Origin of the sequence: Paenibacillus camelliae, assembly GCF_023715345.1 — a bacterium.
Classification (GTDB): Bacteria; Bacillota; Bacilli; order Paenibacillales; family Paenibacillaceae; genus Pristimantibacillus; species Pristimantibacillus camelliae.
On record NZ_JAMBNY010000011.1, the window covers coordinates 66532 to 86584 of the forward strand.

17 protein-coding genes are annotated in these 20053 nt (G+C 44.1%); 10 read left to right on the plus strand and 7 right to left on the minus strand.

Annotated features, from left to right (window positions below; translation table 11 throughout):
• Positions 1–94 precede the first annotated feature (94 nt).
• From M3180_RS16295 to arfA, 3 genes are all read right to left on the minus strand, one after another.
• Positions 95–5107 carry a rhamnogalacturonan lyase family protein gene (locus M3180_RS16295; protein ID WP_251669442.1) on the minus strand — a complete coding sequence of 1671 codons (5013 nt, stop codon included), beginning with the start codon at positions 5105–5107 and terminating at the stop codon, positions 95–97.
• 255 nt (positions 5108–5362) lie between these two features.
• On the minus strand, positions 5363–6862 hold the full coding sequence (locus M3180_RS16300; RefSeq protein WP_251669444.1) for a serine hydrolase domain-containing protein: 1500 nt from the start codon (positions 6860–6862) through the stop codon (positions 5363–5365).
• Between the two features lie 350 nt (positions 6863–7212).
• Positions 7213–8718 (minus strand): arabinosylfuranosidase ArfA, encoded by a 1506-nt coding sequence (gene arfA, locus M3180_RS16305; RefSeq protein ID WP_251669446.1) that lies wholly within the window; start codon positions 8716–8718, stop codon positions 7213–7215.
• Between the two features lie 97 nt (positions 8719–8815).
• Here arfA and M3180_RS16310 point away from each other — a divergent pair, with 97 nt between their 5' ends.
• Positions 8816–9772, plus strand: a complete 957-nt coding sequence (locus tag M3180_RS16310) for an ArsR/SmtB family transcription factor (protein ID WP_349774492.1) — start codon at positions 8816–8818, stop codon at positions 9770–9772.
• A 247-nt stretch (positions 9773–10019) separates the two neighbouring features.
• Here M3180_RS16310 and M3180_RS16315 read toward each other — a convergent pair whose 3' ends face one another.
• Positions 10020–11171: an acyltransferase domain-containing protein gene (locus M3180_RS16315; RefSeq protein ID WP_251669448.1), complete on the minus strand. Its 1152-nt coding sequence runs from the start codon at positions 11169–11171 to the stop codon at positions 10020–10022.
• A gap of 260 nt (positions 11172–11431) precedes the next feature.
• Here M3180_RS16315 and M3180_RS16320 point away from each other — a divergent pair, with 260 nt between their 5' ends.
• From M3180_RS16320 to M3180_RS16360, 9 genes are all read left to right on the plus strand, one after another.
• Positions 11432–11875 (plus strand): spore coat protein, encoded by a 444-nt coding sequence (locus M3180_RS16320; protein WP_251669449.1) that lies wholly within the window; start codon positions 11432–11434, stop codon positions 11873–11875.
• 247 nt (positions 11876–12122) lie between these two features.
• Entirely contained in the window at positions 12123–12281 is a 159-nt protein-coding gene (locus M3180_RS16325; protein ID WP_251669452.1) for a hypothetical protein, read from the plus strand.
• Entirely contained in the window at positions 12274–13659 is a 1386-nt protein-coding gene (locus M3180_RS16330) for an arsenic transporter (protein ID WP_251669453.1), read from the plus strand. The genes M3180_RS16325 and M3180_RS16330 overlap by 8 nt, the downstream gene beginning before the upstream one ends.
• 22 nt (positions 13660–13681) lie before the next feature.
• A complete protein-coding gene (locus M3180_RS16335) occupies positions 13682–14347 on the plus strand; it encodes a DUF2642 domain-containing protein (protein WP_490715433.1) in 666 nt (221 codons plus the stop codon).
• A 154-nt stretch (positions 14348–14501) separates the two neighbouring features.
• On the plus strand, positions 14502–14633 hold the full coding sequence (locus tag M3180_RS16340; protein ID WP_251669457.1) for a DUF4023 family protein: 132 nt from the start codon (positions 14502–14504) through the stop codon (positions 14631–14633).
• Positions 14634–14966: 333 nt separating this feature from the next.
• Positions 14967–16055, plus strand: a complete 1089-nt coding sequence (locus M3180_RS16345) for a DNA alkylation repair protein (RefSeq protein WP_251669459.1) — start codon at positions 14967–14969, stop codon at positions 16053–16055.
• Positions 16056–16136: 81 nt separating this feature from the next.
• Entirely contained in the window at positions 16137–16370 is a 234-nt protein-coding gene (locus M3180_RS16350) for a ribbon-helix-helix domain-containing protein (RefSeq protein ID WP_251669461.1), read from the plus strand.
• Between the two features lie 22 nt (positions 16371–16392).
• Positions 16393–17187: an alpha/beta fold hydrolase gene (locus M3180_RS16355; protein WP_251669463.1), complete on the plus strand. Its 795-nt coding sequence runs from the start codon at positions 16393–16395 to the stop codon at positions 17185–17187.
• A gap of 36 nt (positions 17188–17223) precedes the next feature.
• Positions 17224–17604, plus strand: a complete 381-nt coding sequence (locus tag M3180_RS16360; RefSeq protein ID WP_251669464.1) for a VOC family protein — start codon at positions 17224–17226, stop codon at positions 17602–17604.
• 317 nt (positions 17605–17921) lie between these two features.
• On the opposite strand, the gene M3180_RS16365 is transcribed toward M3180_RS16360, so the two are convergent.
• From M3180_RS16365 to M3180_RS16375, 3 genes are all read right to left on the minus strand, one after another.
• Entirely contained in the window at positions 17922–18119 is a 198-nt protein-coding gene (locus tag M3180_RS16365; protein ID WP_251669466.1) for a hypothetical protein, read from the minus strand.
• A gap of 225 nt (positions 18120–18344) precedes the next feature.
• The gene (locus tag M3180_RS16370) at positions 18345–19157 is read right to left on the minus strand and encodes a helix-turn-helix domain-containing protein (RefSeq protein WP_251669468.1); all 813 of its coding nucleotides are present in this window, start codon (positions 19155–19157) and stop codon (positions 18345–18347) included.
• Positions 19158–19178: 21 nt separating this feature from the next.
• Positions 19179–19991 carry a VOC family protein gene (locus tag M3180_RS16375; protein ID WP_251669470.1) on the minus strand — a complete coding sequence of 271 codons (813 nt, stop codon included), beginning with the start codon at positions 19989–19991 and terminating at the stop codon, positions 19179–19181.
• Positions 19992–20053: the final 62 nt, after the last annotated feature.

Genomic DNA, 20053 nt, shown 5'->3' on the forward strand with positions numbered 1-20053 from the left:
GATAACATACCTCTCTCCAAGCTTGCCCGTTGTCTTAACAAGAGTACTACTGTATCGTCATGTGAAGGCTCTGCATTGCATTACTGCAAGAGCTCTAATCCAAATTATATATCCGGTACAATAGCACAGCCGCTTCTGCTCTCGTTAGTTCCGCTAATGGATTCAGCTTGCCATATGAGCCTTTGACAAGCTTTGCTGCAGTGAGCTGAGCAATATAGTCTTTAGCGTAGTCAGCGATATGATCCGCATCCTCGAATGCATCAAGCAAATCTTTCTCATCCTTAGCCTCCAGCTTATGCAAGACATGTAACGCTCTCGCGATGATAACCATCATATCCTGTCTTGTTATCGTTGCATGTGGCTCAAAAGCATGACCATCTCCTTGAACGAGTCCGAGCTGCTGTGCAATAGCGATTGCGTTGTAGTAATAAGCACCCTCTGCGACATCGGTGAACGTCGCTTTACCTTCAGCTTGTAGACCTAACGTTCTAACAAGCAGCACGGTGAAGTCCGCACGAGTAATCGAAGCGTTTGGATTAAACTCAGCGTCCGTTACGCCGCGAATAATGCCCTTAGTTGCGAGCACTTCAATTTCTCGCTTAGCCCACGCTAGGTCATTAATATCTGCAAAGCTTTTCAGCTGTTGCTCAATGACGAATACACCGGAATGGGCAGCTAGGAACACGATTGCCTTCTGCTTCGCATCATACTTACCATTGCTAATTAAGGAGCGCGCTCCGTTCTCAGCCTCATGCGTTACCGTAATTAGCTCATAATCAGACGATTGAGGTAGCTCATATGGAATCGTAACCTGTACGGGAATATTGGCATTACTCCAGCTAACAGCCGCTGCATTAACAGAGAAGGAAAGCTCTACTTTACGTGTATCTCCTTGCTTCTGCTGCTTCACATGCAATGTAATCTTATCATCGGCAGCTATTCCGAGCGCTTCCCAAGCCGATACTGGTACCGTAATTGTTCCCGCTCCCGTCTGAATAACGATTTCCTTACTGCCCTCGTGAAGCTTGGTAGCTGGCAGCGTTAATGCGTAGGAATCAGCCTGAGGTAAGATAGAAATGGTGATGCGCTGTTTAGATGAAAACTGCTTCAGCACATTCTCCCACTGTTCCTTCGTTATCTCTGCCTGTATCGTATTACTTGATGCATCACGAACACCGTCGATGCGATAAGCTGTCTGATCCGATCCAGAGTCACCAGGCTGAGGTGCTGGCACAACCGGTATCGATGGATTTGGATTCGTAGGATTTGGATTAGAGGTTGAAGGCTCATTCGTATAATTAATGTATGGTACCTTAAGCGCTCCATTCAACACAGTATCCCGAATATCCTCACCTAAGTAATAGCCAAGATGCGGCGGCTGATTATAGGCTACGTTCTGCCAAGCAATACCCATTCGATACACCGTATCATGCATCAGTGTGTACAGGCGATAATCCGTTGGAATCGTCGTGCTGTATACTCTAAGCTCTGAGCTATCCTCTGCCGGCAGAAGTACTTCCTCGCGCCAATCTCCGAGTATATCCGCCTGCAGTGTTGGCGTTGCTTTTGTGCCATTATTGCTTACTACACCTTCAAACTCCTCAAGCAGCTCTGCCTGCAGCGTAGCTTCGTTGAATTTCGTAATGGAGGTGTTATCCAGCAGCTCATGCAGCAGATCTCCGTCCCAATACAGGGCAAAGTTGATTGATAACCGTGCAGCTCGATGACTGTCTGCGATTACTTCATTCTTCACATTATATATGCCTCCGCCTTGCTCCACACGATCTGGAGCTGTACCCCAGAATTCATAGCCAGGCTTAGAGGTAATATTTGCGGCTAAGCCGCGGCCTGCATCAACAGAGCCATAGAATGACATAATCGTCTCACCCGTCGCTCCATCATGATACTCAAGTGAAGCAACTGCTGGGTCCTCATGCACGCCGATAAAGTGCAGCCCCTCTCGATCCGGGTCAAACGCACCGACATGCATCGCGTCACCATGCGACCCTCTTTCTCGGCCCATATTGCCATCCATCATGTATAGAATTTTTCCATCCTCATCAAGCACGAGAGAACCTGCGATAATCTCATCATAGCCGTCATTATCTACATCGCCTGTAGCAAGACTATGATAGCCTAGCCCTCCGCCACGGCCCTCTACCGCTGAATCGAACGTCCACTCCGTAACTAAGTGACCGTCAACAAGCGAGTAGGCAACAAACGTTGTACGCTCATAATAGCCGCGACCGTATACGACACTTGGCTTTTTCCCATCCAAATAAGCGAGTCCTGCTAAGTAGCGATCCGAGCGATTATGGAAGCTGTCTCCCCAGGATGTAACATCACCGAGTGCAAATTCATAGTCAATCGTATCGATGACTTTACCTGTCAGCCCCTCGAATACGGTAATGTATTCCGGACCATCAAACACCTTGCCTGAGTCATTCACCCATCGTCCATTATCCTCCGCATTGCCGATTACGCTTATTACCTTACTAGAATCATAGATTCCATCGGTAGTGCCGTAGACTGTCGTAGCATCTGCTGTTTTAATCAGCATCTCACTTCGTCCATCACCATCCAGATCTGCAACGATAAACTGATGATAGTGAGCGCCTGAGGTTAGATTAAGTCCCATATTCATCCGCCATAGCAGTGTACCGTCCAGCTTGTAGGCATCAAATATCGTCGGACCTGTCATCCCCGTCTGCGAGCTATCAATTGCGTTCGATGGGTACCACTTCACGATGATCTCATATTCGCCATCACCGTCTAGGTCACCCACACTAGCATCATTGACACTATACGTGTACTCACCTGTTGCTGTCGTTCCACCCTCAGGCTTCTGCATCGGAATAGCTAAATAAGACTGATCAAGCGCGATGGTGTCACCATCCTTCTTGTAATTCCCGCTACGAATGCGCTCTACCTCATAGCGATCTCCCGCTTCACCTGCTTCATCCACAAAATTCGTTACCGATAATGGTGCAGCATTCAGCTTCACCCCATCGCGATACAGATTAAAGGTAACTCCTGCCTCATATTCATCTGCAAGCAGTCGCCAGCTCACGAATATTCCATCTTCTGATTGGAGTGCAATGACACCTCGGTCAAGCCACTCTGTATTTCTTGCCATCTCTGGCGCTGGCAAGCGATGATAAACATACTGCAGTGCTGTTTTATCCAATGGATTGTCATATTCACCTTCTTCATCCAGCACACCTCTGAACGTGTATACGCCAGACTTACTAGCATCCCATGGCGTTACCTCTTCCCATGATGCAACCGCAGCCTCAGCAGTAGATCCATCAGAGAGCGTAACGGGTACGGTGCTCGGCAAGCCAATCGTAGCCACATCATCCGTAGCATCGCCAACATAGATGCGGTGATATGGCAGCACATCTACAAAGGTAATCGTATGATCACTAAGTGGCAGCAAGTACAGTGCAACATTATCGAGATAAGTGTCCCATGTCAGATTGTTGCCAGAGGTACGCATACCTCCTAGACGAATGCCGCCTACCTTCGTATCGATCTCCAGCTCATCCATCGAGATTCGATACGTTTCATTAACTTCTAGTGATTCATTAACCATGTTAAGCACGATTTCGTTCTTAATATAATCAATGTCTATCGTCGTTCTGTACCAAGCTTCTGGCTCGGTAATCGTTGTTGCTCCTCGCTGTATGCCATTGCCGATATAATAAGAAATCGGTGATTGATTCGTATGGTTAAGTGTCAGTATCGTCTGATTGCTTCCATTCATTATTCTTAGCTCGCCACCGTTTTCACTTGGATTCGAGCCCTTATCATTGACCTTCCCAGGATACCAATCAAACTCCAGGCGAAGCGACTGTCCCATGTAGGCCTGTGCAAAGTCTTTTGTAGCTACTCTTCCGCCGGACTGATCCGTAATATTAAAATGCAGCTTGGAGGAGCTGTTGCCAGCAAGCTCTTCGGTATGAAGGGCAAGCGTTGCATTCGCTGTCGTAAAGCCCCAATATGCAGGAACGAGATCAGCTGAATCACCAAAGTCTGTATAGAGCACCGCCTCATAGCCTGCAGGAGGCTCTGGCGCGTTATCGACTGCAATGACCTTGATCGTTACACTCAGCTTGATATCATCGGAATTAATAACACCGGACACTCCTGTTAGATCCAGCTCACCGATAAACTCATATTCTCCTGCTTCTGCTGCATCATAATCCGAGCTCGACCAGTTAACAGGAATATTGCTGCGTGTCGCCAGATTGCTTAGCTGAATATCTACACGCTGCGGCAATATCGATATAATATCTGCGAGTGACTGATGAGGCGGAACGGAATACACTGCTTCATAAGGGGTAGTCACAGCAGCAATGCTGCGCGGCTGCTGCTCTGGAGCTGCTGCCTCTGAGGCTTCAGCTATGTAATTATCCACATACATCGTGAAGCCAAGCGTCTGTCCACTCGCACGATTACCGATTAGCTGGATGCCTGACAGCATGTTCGTATAATCTACAGACATTAAGCTAATGGGACCACTGTTGATTAGCTCTTGGTCTGTCGCTTTGTCCCACACCTTAAGTGACACCTGCTCCTCAGCAAAATCGTAATAAACCTCAACCTTCAGCCACACTGCAGGATCATGACTGGCTAGTCCCTCCGCTAATTGACTGAGATCAACTCCGGTTGAACCGACACCGTAATAAATGCCGCCCTGTGCTCCGCCCTTTTTAACGATGCGAAAGACTGGCTTATTATTGGCATCCTGCCACAATATTTCACTGGAATTCGCTGCAGTACGTACATCCTCAGGCAGCCAATCAAACGTATAGCGCAGCTCCTGGGCATTGGTTGCTGCTGCAAAAGGCTTGCTTGCCGAACGATTGCCAGATCCAGCGCCTGCAATCTTCAGTACATGATCGCCTTCCTGCGTTGCAATACTAGCCTCTGCAGTGCCAGAAATAAAACCACCCATATCCTCCTCGAATGTATGCTGCTCCTGAACAATGAGCGCACCGTCATCAGTTGGCGCTCCTTCATTCGCAGACATATAGGCTGCATTAGAAACCATTAAAGCAAAAACAAGGAATAAAGATACGATCCTTTTAGAAGCTCGATTCATCTTTTTGGAACACTCCCTCATTCTTTTTTTAGCTTAAGCGTCTCTAGGAAGCAGAAGAGTGACACCTCGCTTTCCGCAGCAAATCATCTGCACACTTACCTTAAAATGAGGGGACTAGTACCGTCTATTCTAAATTTTTGCGTTAACAAGGGTTTCAAGCCAGCCCAGCCTTCGTTAGACAATGGAACATTTTTGCCCTGATAGGCTTATCTTGCCAAAAAGAGTAGAGAACCACGTTCATGTGGTCTTAAATCATCACATAATCGTACGATGATTCGTCTTACGTTTACTTTTGAGTACGAACAGCGCTGCAACGCTATGGCATAACCATAAGCTAAATATCGCGGTCATCACCATCAAGCCTATAGATAAATCATAGGGATAGCCGAACCATCCCATCGCTGATGGTCTTACAGCTAGAAGTAACCACCATAGCAGCATGCACAAAGCTCCCCAGCATAGAAGAGAAAGCGATATGCTCCAATAGCTCTTCTTATAGATGGTTCCGACACGCAAGCTGCGAATGAACCATAGGAGGAGCAATAAGCTTGCACCAATGAGGACCATTGCCACGATGCCGAGAAGCTTGCCGAAGGTCATCTGTGCAGCAACATCCTCAGGTGTTAGCCCCATCATGATGCGAGCAACACCTTCCGCGATGCCGAGTTGAATCTCTGGATGCATCTCTCCGAGTAAGAGTGCTACGCCGATTTCATGCTCTGGTACGAACAGAATGACCGATGAGGAACCAATGCCATCCCCTGTCTTATAGTAGACCTTTGTTTGCTCAATCTCCTTTAGCTTAAAGCCGCTCGTCGTATATTCCGCATCACCTGTCTCATTGGCGACATAGCCTACCCTATATTCCTTCACATCGTGTAATTGCCCAATAGCTGAATGAGAAGCATAGCCCAATTGATAGGATATAAATTTGCCTAAGTCCTCAATCGTACTATATGCACCGCCATCGGGGTCCTGGGCAGCGCCAAATTCCTCATATGATCGCTTTAGATGCAGCTTCCCAGTAAAAAACCAGCTATATTCCTTAGCGATGCGTTCCTCAGAAAGTGTTACAAGATCCTTTCCATAGACCGTATCCATCATCCCTAATGGCTCAAACAGCTGCTTTTGCATATACTCATAGTAGCTCTGACCTGTTACTGCCTCGATCGTGTAGCCAAGTATATCGTAGCAGCCGTTGCAGTAGTTCCCAGTTTGTCCAGGCTCCTCAGTTAATGCGATGCGTGCGAATTGACGCACATACGTCTCTAGCGAATCCTTGGCATCCTTATGTGCGAATACTAATCCGTCTGTTTGCATAGAACCCATGCCACCTGCTGAATGGGCTAATAGATGTCTTATCGTTAATTGAGCGGAGCTTGCCTCATCCTTCAGCTTAAACCAAGGAATGTAGGCTTGGACAGGCTGATCGATATCTAATTTCCCTGCTTCATGCAGCTGCAGAATGACAGTAGCTGTAAACACCTTCGTAATCGATGCGGCAAAATATACCGTATCCTTGTTAGGCACCGCTAGTTGCTCTCGATCGACTACACCAAATCCATCAGAGTGAATAAGCTGATCCTTGTGTACAATCCCTAAAGCTCCTCCGACAACTTGATTTCGGGCAAACTGCTCCTCTACATAGCTCGATGCTTGCTGCAGCTTCTCGCTCCAATCACTTGCTTGTGCCATTACAGGCTGGAACGCAGCAAGAAAAATAACTACACAGACAACCATTATGCGCATATGCATATTCAAGCCCCTCTCCAATCCACAATTTATATTATTTATGTAATATTTACCAATACGAAGCGTAAAAAAATTCGTTTCTCATTTAATAAAAGATTTACATATATGAATAGCATTAATTCAATTGTAACAACGATTAACAACACTTATTCCATCTATCATTAGCTGAATAAACAACACTAAATAGCACAAAACCTCCGCACCGAAGGTTTTCCTTTGGGTACGGAGGCTTTCCTTTGGGTACGGAGGCTTTCCTTCAGGTACAGAGGTTTTATCTGCTGTTCCTATTCGATATGGCTAGTGATACATGTTGATATAAAGATATGAGTCACTTAATATTGATAAGCTTACGCTTACTTAACGCTAAAGCGAATAACGTTCCAAGAAGCTTTGGATAGCATGGACTTTGCACTCGACTGATCAACAACCGTTGATCCTCCTGCGTACGGCACAACCTGCTGTGGTGAAGCTGTTGAATTGACCGCCTTCAGGTCATCGTGCTCAAGCACAATATGCTCAAGAAAACTTATCTCTCCAAAGCTGCGGAGATCAACATCAAGCGCCATGCTTTCGCTGAGATGACGATTGACTGCAAAAATCGTAATTACTCCTTGCTCTTCCTCGTAGACAACGACAGATTCCAGGTACGGTACATCAGTAAAGTCCTTCGAATCGTATACCGGACTAGATACTATCGATTGCAGCACCTTTCCTCTTCCGTAGCTAGACGCATGAAGGAAAGGATAATAAGTCGTTTGCAGCAGCAAGCCGCCATCTGCCGTCGTCGTAATCGGTGCGATAACATTCACTAGCTGAGCAAGACATGCCATCTTCACGCGGTCTGTGTGCTTCAGTATCGTAATTAAGTAGCATCCTACAGCAAGCGCATCCTCCATATTGTACACATCTTCAAACTCTGGAGGCGCAATCTGCCAGCGCTGCTCTGCTCGACTGCTGCCAATCGTTTTCCATACATTCCACTCATCAAGAGATAGCATTAGCTTCTTCTTGCTGCGTTTTTTAGCTTGTGTCGCATCACAGATGGAAGCGACACTATTAATAAAGTGATCTAGATCAAGGGAGGTTGCTAGAAAGTTAGCCGTGTCATTATAGTTATTGTTGTAGTATGTATGCAAGGATAAATAATCGACCTGATCGTAGCACAGATCAAGAACTGTCGATTCCCAATAACCGAATGTTTGCATGCCGCTGCTTGAGCTTCCACATGCCACTAGCTCAATCGAAGGATCTACCCATCTCATCACTTTTGCCGTTTCATTCGCAAGTCGACCGTATTCCTCTGCAGTTTTGGCACAGATCTGCCAAGGCCCATCCATTTCATTGCCTAAGCACCAGGTTTTAAAGCGATGCGGCTCCTTGTAGCCGTGCGCAATACGCAGATCGCTCCAATATGAGCCAGAAGGATGATTGCAATAATCAACGAGGTTACGTGCTGCATCAGCTCCGCGAGTACCAAGGTTGACAGCCATCATCACATCACTGCCAACTAGCTTTGCCCAATCTGCAAATTCATTCGTTCCGACCTCATTCGTCTCAGTTGTCCACCACGCAAGCTCCAGTAGACGTTTACGCTGATCCTTCGGGCCGACGCCATCCTCCCAGTTGTAACCGGATACAAAATTCCCGCCTGGATAGCGAATAATGGGCACCTGCAACGCTTTAACTGCTTCAATGACATCCCGGCGAAACCCTTGCTCATCTGCAGATGGATGACCAGGCTCATAGATTCCACCATACACGGCACGACCTAAGTGCTCAATAAAAGACCCGTATATACGCTGATCCACGTCTGCTACTACAAAGTTCTTATCTACCATAACCTTTGATTGAATTGTCATGAAGAGCCTCCTTGATCTCACTTTAGAATTTATGAAATTGCGAATTCATATCATTGATTTCCTACTAAATTTGTATCATAATAAGGGTATTCTTGCAATGTTTACGTTTACAATTAATATAAAACCATATCCTATAGTTGAGGTGAGCAATATGCTACTAACGACCAATCAAACATCGCTGCTTGTATATGAAGCATTGGCGAGCGACATTCGCTTAAAGATTATTGACCGGCTGTTTGAGAAGGAAATGAATATTAAAGAGCTGGCTGCCGAGCTTTATCTGAGCAATGCGATCGTTAGCAGCCATGTTGCTAAGCTGGAGAAGGCGGGAATTGTAGGAAGCAAGATGAAGCGGATTAATGGGGGAACGTACAAGATGTGCTATATCAACACCGAGCATATGCAGATCAAGCTCTCCCCTATTCAGCATCAACGTAGCTATGAGGAAGTGTCGATACCGGTTGGACAATATTCGAATCACGAGGCACAGCCAACCTGTGGTCTCGCAACAACCGAGAAGATGATTGGACACTATGATGATCCCGTCTATTTTCTAGATCCCGAGCACGTTCATGCCTCCATTCTCTGGTTCGCAAGAGGGTTTGTCGAATACAAGATTCCGAATTATGTACACAAGGATCAACAGCTAGTCGAGCTTGAGATTTCTATGGAAATTGGCTCAGAAGCCCCTCAGGTGAACGAGCATTGGCCAAGCGACATCTCCTTTTATGTTAACAATCGAATGCTCGGCACATGGACAAGCCCGGGGGATTTTGGAGAGCATAGAGGTCGCCTAACTCCTGTATGGTGGCAGTCCGATGTTAATCAGTACGGCATGCTGAAGGTGCTGCGCATTAATGAATCAGGCACCTATATCGATGGCAAGAAAATATCTGAGGTCACGCTAAGCAGCTTAATGGTGGATGCTCAATATTGGACGTTCCGCATTAGTGCTGAGGAGCTGAAAAAGGGGCGTGGCGGATTAACACTATACGGCAAAGGCTTCGGAAACTACGATCAGGATATCGTCATTCGCAGCTACTATAAAAGCTAGAGCTGCTATACTTGCAACATATACAACCACCCCATCATCTACGTATCTACTTAAACGATATAAAAAGCAGCGTGCTAGAAGTTGATCCTTCCGGCACGCTGCAGCGTATATCTATTCATATTTAACTAGCATTACCGTTAGTGCTAATCCACGCTAGTATTACTACGACTAGTATTACTACGATCTATTAAAACTACATTGTACTAGGCTATGTCATAGATTGCTATATTGCCTAGCAGCCTTACAGCTAGAGCTTTAATGTATCGTAGGATACCTCTCCAAATTCGCCGCATAGATCAAGGAATATCCCTCTCATATCGAAGATCTCTTTCTCTTGCTCGACGTACTCTAGTACCTTTCTTCGCAGTGAAGTATCTGGCTTCGCATCCTTCACGTCCAGCATCTCATTAAATACAAAATTCCATAGGAAGCTAATAGAGCCAGCTGTTGGATATAAGTAGAATTGCTCCTGGAATTTAACGATATTGCTGGTCGGAGGCAGCATGTCACGCAGCTGAGGTGTGAACAGCCACGTATGACAGTACATCCCTTTAGGCTTCACCTCTGGAAAATGCTTTGCGAAAAACTGCTTTGCTTGCTTGTATGATTCCTTCACACTGTCCATATCGAATGCAGCATCTCTCGGAATATGAATATCGAACACTATATCGTCCTTATCCAATACCTTCTCCCATTCTAGACGAGACAGCTTCACCGGACTAGGCATCCCTTTTCCTTCAGGGGTCACGGGATGTCCGATATAGTAATCGTCGGTTTCCTCGTAGGTTGTCACAAAGCCATCCTCTGTTTTTTCCTTTTTACATACGCCCTGCATATCGCCACTGGCTCTTAGCTCGATCCCCTCTCTGCATAAGAGCATAAGGGTTTTATTTTCGGCATGGTAGAAGCCCTTCACATCACCAGAGAATGGAATCGTCAAATACTGAATGCTGCCTATTCGAAACATTCGGGCTTCGAGATGGCGCCAAATCCAGCTAAAATTACGAATCGCATAATAGCCTACTAGATTATAGGCGTTCTGTACCCATGTTGAGATATCCCGCACTGTTTCAACAAAGAATTCTTCACTTAAACCTAGCTCCTTATATCGCTTTTCTGTTAGCGGCAATCGCTGCAGCGCAGCATGCAAGTATAACAAGGAGGCATGGTTGCCAAGCACCTCTTCAGCATACGGATCAATCTTTAGCGGCTCCCACACCGTTGTCCAATAACCGCTCTCAATATAACTTGTATAAAATTGTTTATGAATGTGAAGCAGTTTCTCATCTTGTTCAAGAAGGTCACCAATCTCCAGTAATATAGCGGTCGCCCCTTCAGGCATTAAAATCTTGTTACAGTAATGCTTCATCTGTTCGTTGGATAACAATTGCCATTCCATCGGATCACTCCCCAAGTTTGTATGTGCAGCTGTGCAATAATTCTATTAACCCGATTAATCATCAGTTCTCTTAAAAAAAAAGAGCTTTCACAATACCAATATAGCAAATTTTAACCCCAATCACTACACATCTTTCTCCTATACTGCTTATATAGATTCCTGCGGATTTTCAAAAAGCAGGCTCATTCATTATGTCATTGTCCATGCCGTACACGTATACATGCAATATATTTATCACTACAATCAGAGGTGGGTATACAATGGCGAATAATCGTTTGTCTAATCTTATTGGAAAATTCGTCCGCGTCAATAGAGGCGGACCAGAATCGAGTGATGGTGTATTAGTAGCAGTAAAGCATGATTATATTGTTCTCTTTATTAAAAAGGACGGATTTATCTTTTATAATCTGGAGCACATAAAAAGCATTACTCTCCTTAATCACCATGGGAGACATGATTTCCATAGCTTGAACCATAGAACACCTCGCACCTTTATTGAAGCGTTACGGGCCAATAAGCATCGTTTAATAAAGGTTAACAGAGGCGGGCCTGATAGCGTAACCGGCGTATTAACAGAGGTGCACCCGCATTATATTAAACTCATTGCGGATCATGAGACGGTCATTATTTTTACCCATCATATTAAAAGCTTTACCCCTCCGCTTAGAACCGTGAATTCATTGAAAGTGCGAAATAAAAGATAAGCTTCATACGAAAAGCTAAACTAGACTGAGTGTCTCTGGTTTAGCTTTTTCGATTGAGGGCTTGTCGAGCTTTACGTAACGACACGAGGGCGAATATGGAATTTTTATACAGAGGGCTATCTCATTATTACAAAGAAAAGGCATGAGTCGTATATATACAGTATTAACTACCCATAGCATTCACCCTACTAGGCAAATACCCTTCATCTACTCACACACAGAGCAATAAAAGGAAGGAGGTTAGTACATGTTGTTACTCATATCACTGTTAGTCATACTCGGCTTATTGCTTTATATGTTTCTTAAGCCGAGAGCTATAGGCAAAAGCCATACCATCTCTTCCAGTGAACAGTCGCTTGACATAAAATCTACAGCATCCTATAGCGAGGCGAAGCGAAATGGTTGAATCACTTCTATTAACGGCTGGCAGCATTTTCATAATAACCGTTGCCCTACTCATCTTACGTCCATATCGAATGAACGAAGCTATTCCCGTCACCATTGGTGCGATAGCTATTTATATATTCGGTATTGTAAGCTTTCAGGATGTTATATCTATTATTGGGATCGTAAATGGAGCAGCAATAACGATATTATCGACCATTGTCATGTCGATCGTTCTGGAGAGTATTGGCTTTTTTAGATGGGCTGCTTTTAATTTAGCTATCAGATCGCAAGGCTCGGGAAGAGCGCTGTTCTGGTATATCAATGTCATCTGCTTCCTTATGACGATGTTTTTTAATAACGATGGAAGCATACTCATCACCACTCCCATCATTATTCAAACGCTAAATGTACTGAACCTGAAAACAAGACAAAAAATTCCTTACCTGCTGTCAGGTGCTCTAATCGCTACAGGAGCAAGCGCTCCAATCGGGGTAAGTAATCTCGCGAATTTAATATCATTAAAAATCGTGGGCCTCGATCTCAATGCCTATGCAACGATGATGCTTATTCCGTCCATGATCGGCTTGCTGTCCATTTCCTTCTTACTGTTCTTCCACTTCAGAAAAGAAATTCCCGTGCATATCCCCGTGATTCATCGTGACACGGCTGAATGGTTTCAACAATCAACGAATCGTTCGTCCAATATGAGAAGAATCCACCCACTCATGCCTACTACTGCTGCTAATCCTCCATCCTCAAGCATAGACTGGCGAATGTTTGTCATATGCATCATCATCGTAATTTTAACTAGAATCAGTTTTTTTGTATTGCAGCCTCTAGGTATCTCGACAGAATGGCCTGCCATCGTTGGTGCTTTATTGCTTATTGCAGTGCGTTGGTTGAGAAAAGGAATCGCTCCAACAGACATCGCTTCAAAAACGCCTTGGCACATTCTTCTTTTTGCATTAGGCATGTATGTGATCGTCTACGGCCTCTATAATGCTGGCTTAATCGAAATTATTATTAGTCAATTAGGTGAATATGTAGCTGACAATCGGTTTAATGCGATCTTTATTATCGGCCTCCTGCTGAGCTTTATGTCTAACCTATTCAACAACCTGCCTTCTGTCATGATCGGAACCCTCTCATTAACAGAAATGCATTTAGAGCCTTCCATCTTACATGCTGGGTATTTCGCTAGCATAATTGGTGCAGATATTGGTGCCCTCATTCTTCCGATGGGTACACTCGCATCACTTCTATGGATGCATATTTTGAGGGAACATAACATTCATTTTACGTGGCGGAAGTATATAAAAACAACGTTAGTCGTCATCCCAATTTCCTTACTCATTAGCTTCACTAGCTTATATTATTGGCTTGAATTATTTTATTAATTTGAGGTGAGTATAGTTGTCCATGATACATTCGTTGCTTAATAAAGTAGTTAATATTGAAATTTCGGGTGAAAAGCGGCATACCGGAATATTGATTGATTATGGCCGAGATATGCTTGTTGTCTATAACGGTATGAATTTCATTTACTTTCCTACTCATCATATCCAGAATATTAGAGCTAATGATAAGCCTGAGGAGGAAATTACTAGCCCTTCCGATACACAATATGAGAGCGAGCCCAACCTTTCCTATCGAAAAGTATTGCTGAATGCGCGTGGCCAGTTTCTAGAAGTTTATATTTCAGGACAGCTGTCCTTACATGGCTACGTTACAGCGATTATGAACAATTACTTTGTGTTTTATTCTCCTGTATACAAAACAATCTATATCCCGATGTATCACTTGAAATGGTTAATTCCGTATCCTACAGAGCAAACACCATTCTCGATCGATCGCGAACGACTTCCGGTGAGTCCCTCTATCGTGCCTCTTGCTCGAACGTTCGAGGAGCAGCTGGATAAGCTGATTGGTGAGATCATTGTATTTGATCTAGGAGTTAACCCTAACAAGATCGGATTGCTAAGCAGCATCGAGGATCATTATGTCGAATTAGTTATCGGAAAAGGGGAACGATTCATTCTAAATATGCATCATATTAAGTCTGTCCACTCTCCAAAGCAGCTGTAGCAGCTTGCAGCTTGGCTATGCTCGGTCGCAAAAACAATACACTAAGAGCACGGTTGTTCGCTAATCAAAATGAACTGTGCTCTGATCTGTGCACATAATTCATGACGTTATGGTTAGACTAAGCATAGCTTCGAAAAAGGAGGATGACACCCGTATGGACAGCACAGAACAATTTGTAGAGGACTTTAATCAAAAGCAGCAAAAGCATGAGCAGAACCAAAAGCGACAAAGCAAATCTCATGCTGGACACAAATTGCCTAATAAGCAGCACAGCACCAATAAATAATCGAGATTTCACTCGATTCTAATACCTGTCGTTATCCCTTATTATGCCGAGAGTTAACCCTCTCGGATTATTTTTATTCTCATTCAGTTGATTTAGTATGACTAGGCAATCCGTTGTATACTTGACTTTACATATATACCAAGCCAGAAGCCACAGCATAATTAATGAACATGCGTGTGGCTTTTTCCTTTGAATTTTACTTACTCATTTGACGGACTCTTTAACGGACTAAATCATTGATGACATAAATGATATAATGAACAACATATTGCTGAGGGTCGACAATAGGATCAAGTAACTGGTCAGCGAACAATTGAAAGGGTTGAGTAGATTATGGCAGACATATTAGCAGATAGATTTTCTAAGCAGCTTCTACATGATTTTTCACGCATCGTTAAACAAGCCCATCCAGGCTTTAATTCGGAGCAGTTTATACAGCTCGTCTTCGATGAACATTGGACGGATAAACAGCTTAAGCAGCGTATTCGACATATTAGTACTTCGCTCGGGCAGACGCTGCCAGCGGATTATGACGCTGCGATTGAGATATTGTCTGCCATTAGCCCGCAATGCTCAGGCTTTGAATATTTATTTTTGCCTGATTTTGTAGAGCTATACGGATTGCCGCATTGGGAGACATCGATGCAGGCACTAGCTCATTTTACTTCATCATCTAGCTCAGAATTTGCGGTGCGTCCATTTATAGAGCAGGATCCAACCCGAATGCTGCAGCAAATGCTTGAATGGGCCCATCATTCTAATCATCATGTGCGACGACTGGCTAGTGAGGGCTGTAGACCTAAGCTTCCTTGGGCTGCCCCGCTTCGTATGTTTATCAACGATCCGACGCCAATTCTGCCAATTTTGCAGCAGCTTAAGGCTGATGAATCAGAATATGTGAGAAAAAGCGTCGCCAACAACTTAAATGATATCGGCAAAAGTCACCCTGATCTACTGAAGCAAGTGGCACGCCAGTGGCTCGGTCATGATCCACGCACGGATTGGATTGTGAAGCACGGCTGCCGTACCCTGCTGCGCAAGGCAGATCCCGAGGTTTTAGCATTATTCGGACTAAGCACTACACCTGATGTAACGATTAGTCAATTCCAGCTATCAGAAAAGCAGGTTGCTATTGGTGATGGACTCCCGTTTTCTTTTTCTGTGCGCTCCAATTCGTCCTCTCCACAGCTGCTACGAGTAGAATACGCCATCGATTTTGTGAAAGCGAACGGTAAAACGTCGCGCAAGCTGTTTAAGATTACGGAAAATGAGTTTGATCATACCGATCGGACCTATACACGTACACATTCGTTCAAGGACCTTACGACACGAAAGCATTATGCTGGCATGCATCAGCTGTCCATCATCATCAATGGCGTAGAGCAGGTGACGGAGGCATTTGAAGTAACGTCACCTATGTAATTTATGTCAGCCTTTGAATAAGGTAGCAATAATTGATTTTGACCACAGCCTATGAAATGATAGGTATGGGTGATGAATACAATGGAAAATTATGAAAAGAAGCTTATTGAAAGCGAAAGCCTCGCTAGTAAAATGGGCGGAGCACGTAAAGGAGCCGGACGAAAGCCAATTGGCGTAACTCGAAAGCTATCATTGACCTTGCCTCAGCAATGCTGGGAAGAGATTGATCGTTATTGCCAAAGAGGAGATTACTCCGTCTCCGAGGTTCTAAGAGCAATCATTGAAGATCATCTCCACAATGCAGATCTATTATAAGTAATGGATTGGAGGTCGATTCATGTATTTGGATTTAAGCGAAGGTCGTATATTTTATACAGTTTCCGGAGTTGGACAACCGGTCATTTTGCTGCACGGTAATTTTAATAATCATTCGATATGGGATGAACAAGTTGAAGCGTTATCTACGGCTTATCAAGTGATCCGGCTTGATTGGCGTGGCTATGGTCAATCCAGTACACCTACATCTCCCTTCTCTAACGTAGATGATCTAAAGGCACTTATTGATTGGTTAAAGCTGGATAAGGTTACGCTTGTCGGATCATCTTCAGGCGGAGGTGCGGCAATAGATTTTACGCTGGCCTACCCTCATCACGTACGGCGTCTTGTTCTTGTCTGCCCTTCTGTTCATGGCCATTCGCTGCCGTTACGTATGACTTGGCATGGGATAAAAAACTTTTACAACGTTCATCGTCATGGGAAGGAGCGCGCGATCGAGTCCTTCATCAGCAATCCTTTCTGGCGATATTATTTTCCCTCTAGTGACAAACAAGAAGCGCTTGCTAAGGTGCTGCATCACATCAGAAATGCGGACAGCTTCTGTAGATTCTCTCCACAATTATTAATGGCTTCGAAGCCCTCTGCCATAGGTCGATTAGATGAGCTACAAGCCCCGACACTCATCGTTATTTCTGATCAAGACCATCCGTACAACATAAAGACAGCTCATCTTTTACATACTAAGATTAAGCATTCAACCAAGCGGATAATGGAAAACTGCAGGCACCTTCCCTTTATTGAAAATCCTATTGAGTTTAATAAAGTATTGATAGATTTCTTGTCCAAGATTATGTAAAATTTTTCTATATCCAATGATGAAGGAGCGAAAGCAATGATTACAAATGTCGGACAAATTATGCTATATGTAAACAATCAGGATGAGGCCGTAAACTTCTGGACGGAAAAGCTTGGATTCCGTGTTATTGCCGAGGAGGATAATGGTCAAGGCTTCCGCTGGATAGAAGTCGCTCCTGATGGTGCAGCTACAAGTATCGTACTGCATAACAAGGAGTTTGTTGCTAAGATGGAGCCTGACATGAATCTCGGTACACCTTCATTGATGTTCTTCACGCATGATCTCAATCAATTACATACCGATTTGACGAACAAAAATGTTAAGGTCGGTGAGATCGTTTCGCTTCCTAATAACGCGAGAGTGTTCAACTTTGCCGATGTTGAGGACAATTACTTTGCAGTTACAGAGAAGAAATAACGTAGACTCGTTAAACCTTGCCACCCACAGCACAGCATATTATTCAGCGGAGCATTAGTACTACCTCCACACCTAATGTGCGAATAATCTTATAGCTAAAAAGCCCCGTTCCATTGATGTCCCCCTTAAGGTTAACACTTAACCATTGGAGGGACAGTTTACATGCACGGGGCTTTCTCATTACATTAAACAAAATTGTCAAAGGAATATAAAGTTATCTGAGGGTGTTGAATTAGAACGTCAAGGCATATGTGAAACAATTCTATTGATCAAAGTCATTTAAGATATTAGAAACAGTCGGGGTTGGAATTCTTTTTTTAAGGCACAACAACAGGTTGTTGAGTTGGTACAGCATTCCCTATTTTTTTAGCATTCTTGGATTCCTGAATCTCAGTCGGGCTCATCGGTTTAAAGTCAGAGTGGTTTCCTAAGTCTCTTGCCGATAGTGTAATTCCTACAACCACTATTAACGTAGTCATTACAGCAGCAATTACAACTACTTTCATCTTTTTCAATTTTTCACCCCTTTTCAGGTTAGAAGGAAACGTTTAGTTCTTCTTTAACTATATTTACTTCTCAGTTTTAGTGCTCTCATCATAAAACTCAATTAAAGCATCTCGATCAGGGAAAACTTCGTCTTTCACCTCCAACTGTCACGGAAAGTTTTGTATACACTTACCATTATAACAAAAATATGTAATTATAATAGGCGCACATCCATTACGATCACTCAGATGAATTTACCGCATTCTATCTCCCTTTTGTGCATGAAGGACTGGAATCATCCATTGATAGGTGGATAGATCACGCAAGCTATAACGTTCCAGCTTTCTGCCTACTGGCTCAAAGCCAAACGATTGCAGCAGGAGCATTAGATTGAAGCACGCAAATGCATCCCCTGCTCCGCATTCCAACGTTACGAACAGTGCGGGATTATGCCATTCCAAGTTAGCCTGCTCCAACTCCAGCCATTGCTGCCCTTCTAGCATCTCCGTAATTGCAACAGACAATCGAAAGCCTATTCGACCGACTAACCACTCACCGTCAACGGCATCCGGCTGAATGAATGCTTCATCACAGCGCAATTGATATTGCTTCATAAGAACGTCAATCTTCTCTTCGATTGCCGCTGCATAAGGATTTAACTGCTTTTTTACCCGAAGTGGAAACCATAATATAGGTACGCTAACATCCCATTTAGTTAATTGTAAATGCTGATCGTTAGATTCAATTCCCTGTAAATATTGTCTTGCAACCTGCAGTGCTGATAGCTTACCGTCTATTTCACCGCGCCACTTCATAATCCATTCAACCTTCTCATCCTTTGAAGCACGAAGATAGGCACGTATATCACTTAGGTTAATATCGGCTAACCGCAGGGAATGAATTTTAATCGCATCTGGAATTTGTTCCTCACCATACATCCGGTAGCCATTGTCCTCACGATATTTCGGAATGATTAAACGTTCCTTCTCGTAATAGCGCAGTGTGCTTGCAGGCAGACCCGTTCGTGTTGAAAACATCTGTATCGTCATCACTGCATCCGTCACCATGCATGCACCTCATCCTGTATATTAGTAATAGTTCCAAACATTGATGCGATTGCCGTCAGGATCGTAGAAATGAAATCCCATCCAACGCTCGCCGACAGGCGTCGATGTCTCTATCCCTTGTTCTCTTAATCGCTGCTCCAGCTCAAGAAATTGATCTCTCTCCCACACAACAAAGTACATTCTTGCCCCTGGATTGGCCTTTGTATAAGGAGTTGAATCTGGAAGCTCCTCCAGCCATATATACTCCCACTTGCCCTCTCCTTCTAATTCCTCTCCTAGTAGAGCGAAGCCTTGATCACTATAATCTGTCGCAAAAACCCTAAGTCCTAAAACCGATTCATACCAAGCAACGGCGGACTTCAAGCTACGCACACCTAGCCATAGTGGCTTGTCAGCATAACGAATAAATTTTGCGTTAGGAAACTCATCCTGCAGTCGCTTATCTTCGCACAACGTAAGTCTTACATTACCAAAGGCATTGATATCCATTCCACGTGTACCATCAGGCATAACAAATGGATCTGAGAACGTTATCCCTTGCTCACTATAATAAGCCATCGCATTTTCTAGGTTAGCCGTAACAAAGCAAAAACGCATATGACCTTCCTCATAACCATTCGGAGTAAAGTGCTCATGCTCCAGCTCAAATGATTTTAAGTTAACTTGTCCACCTCCTGGCAGACGAAAGAATGCTTTTCTGCCTACGGGGCTAAGCACAGAATCGATCAACTCCCAATCCATATGCTTTCGATACCATTCCACACCTTCATCAAAGCTTTCAGCAGGCACCATAATAAATCCGCCATCGAACTCTACTTTCGTTGCCGTTTCCATATAAAACCTCCATTTGTTTACAATATTTAATATATTTTCACTATACACCTTAAAGTAACTTT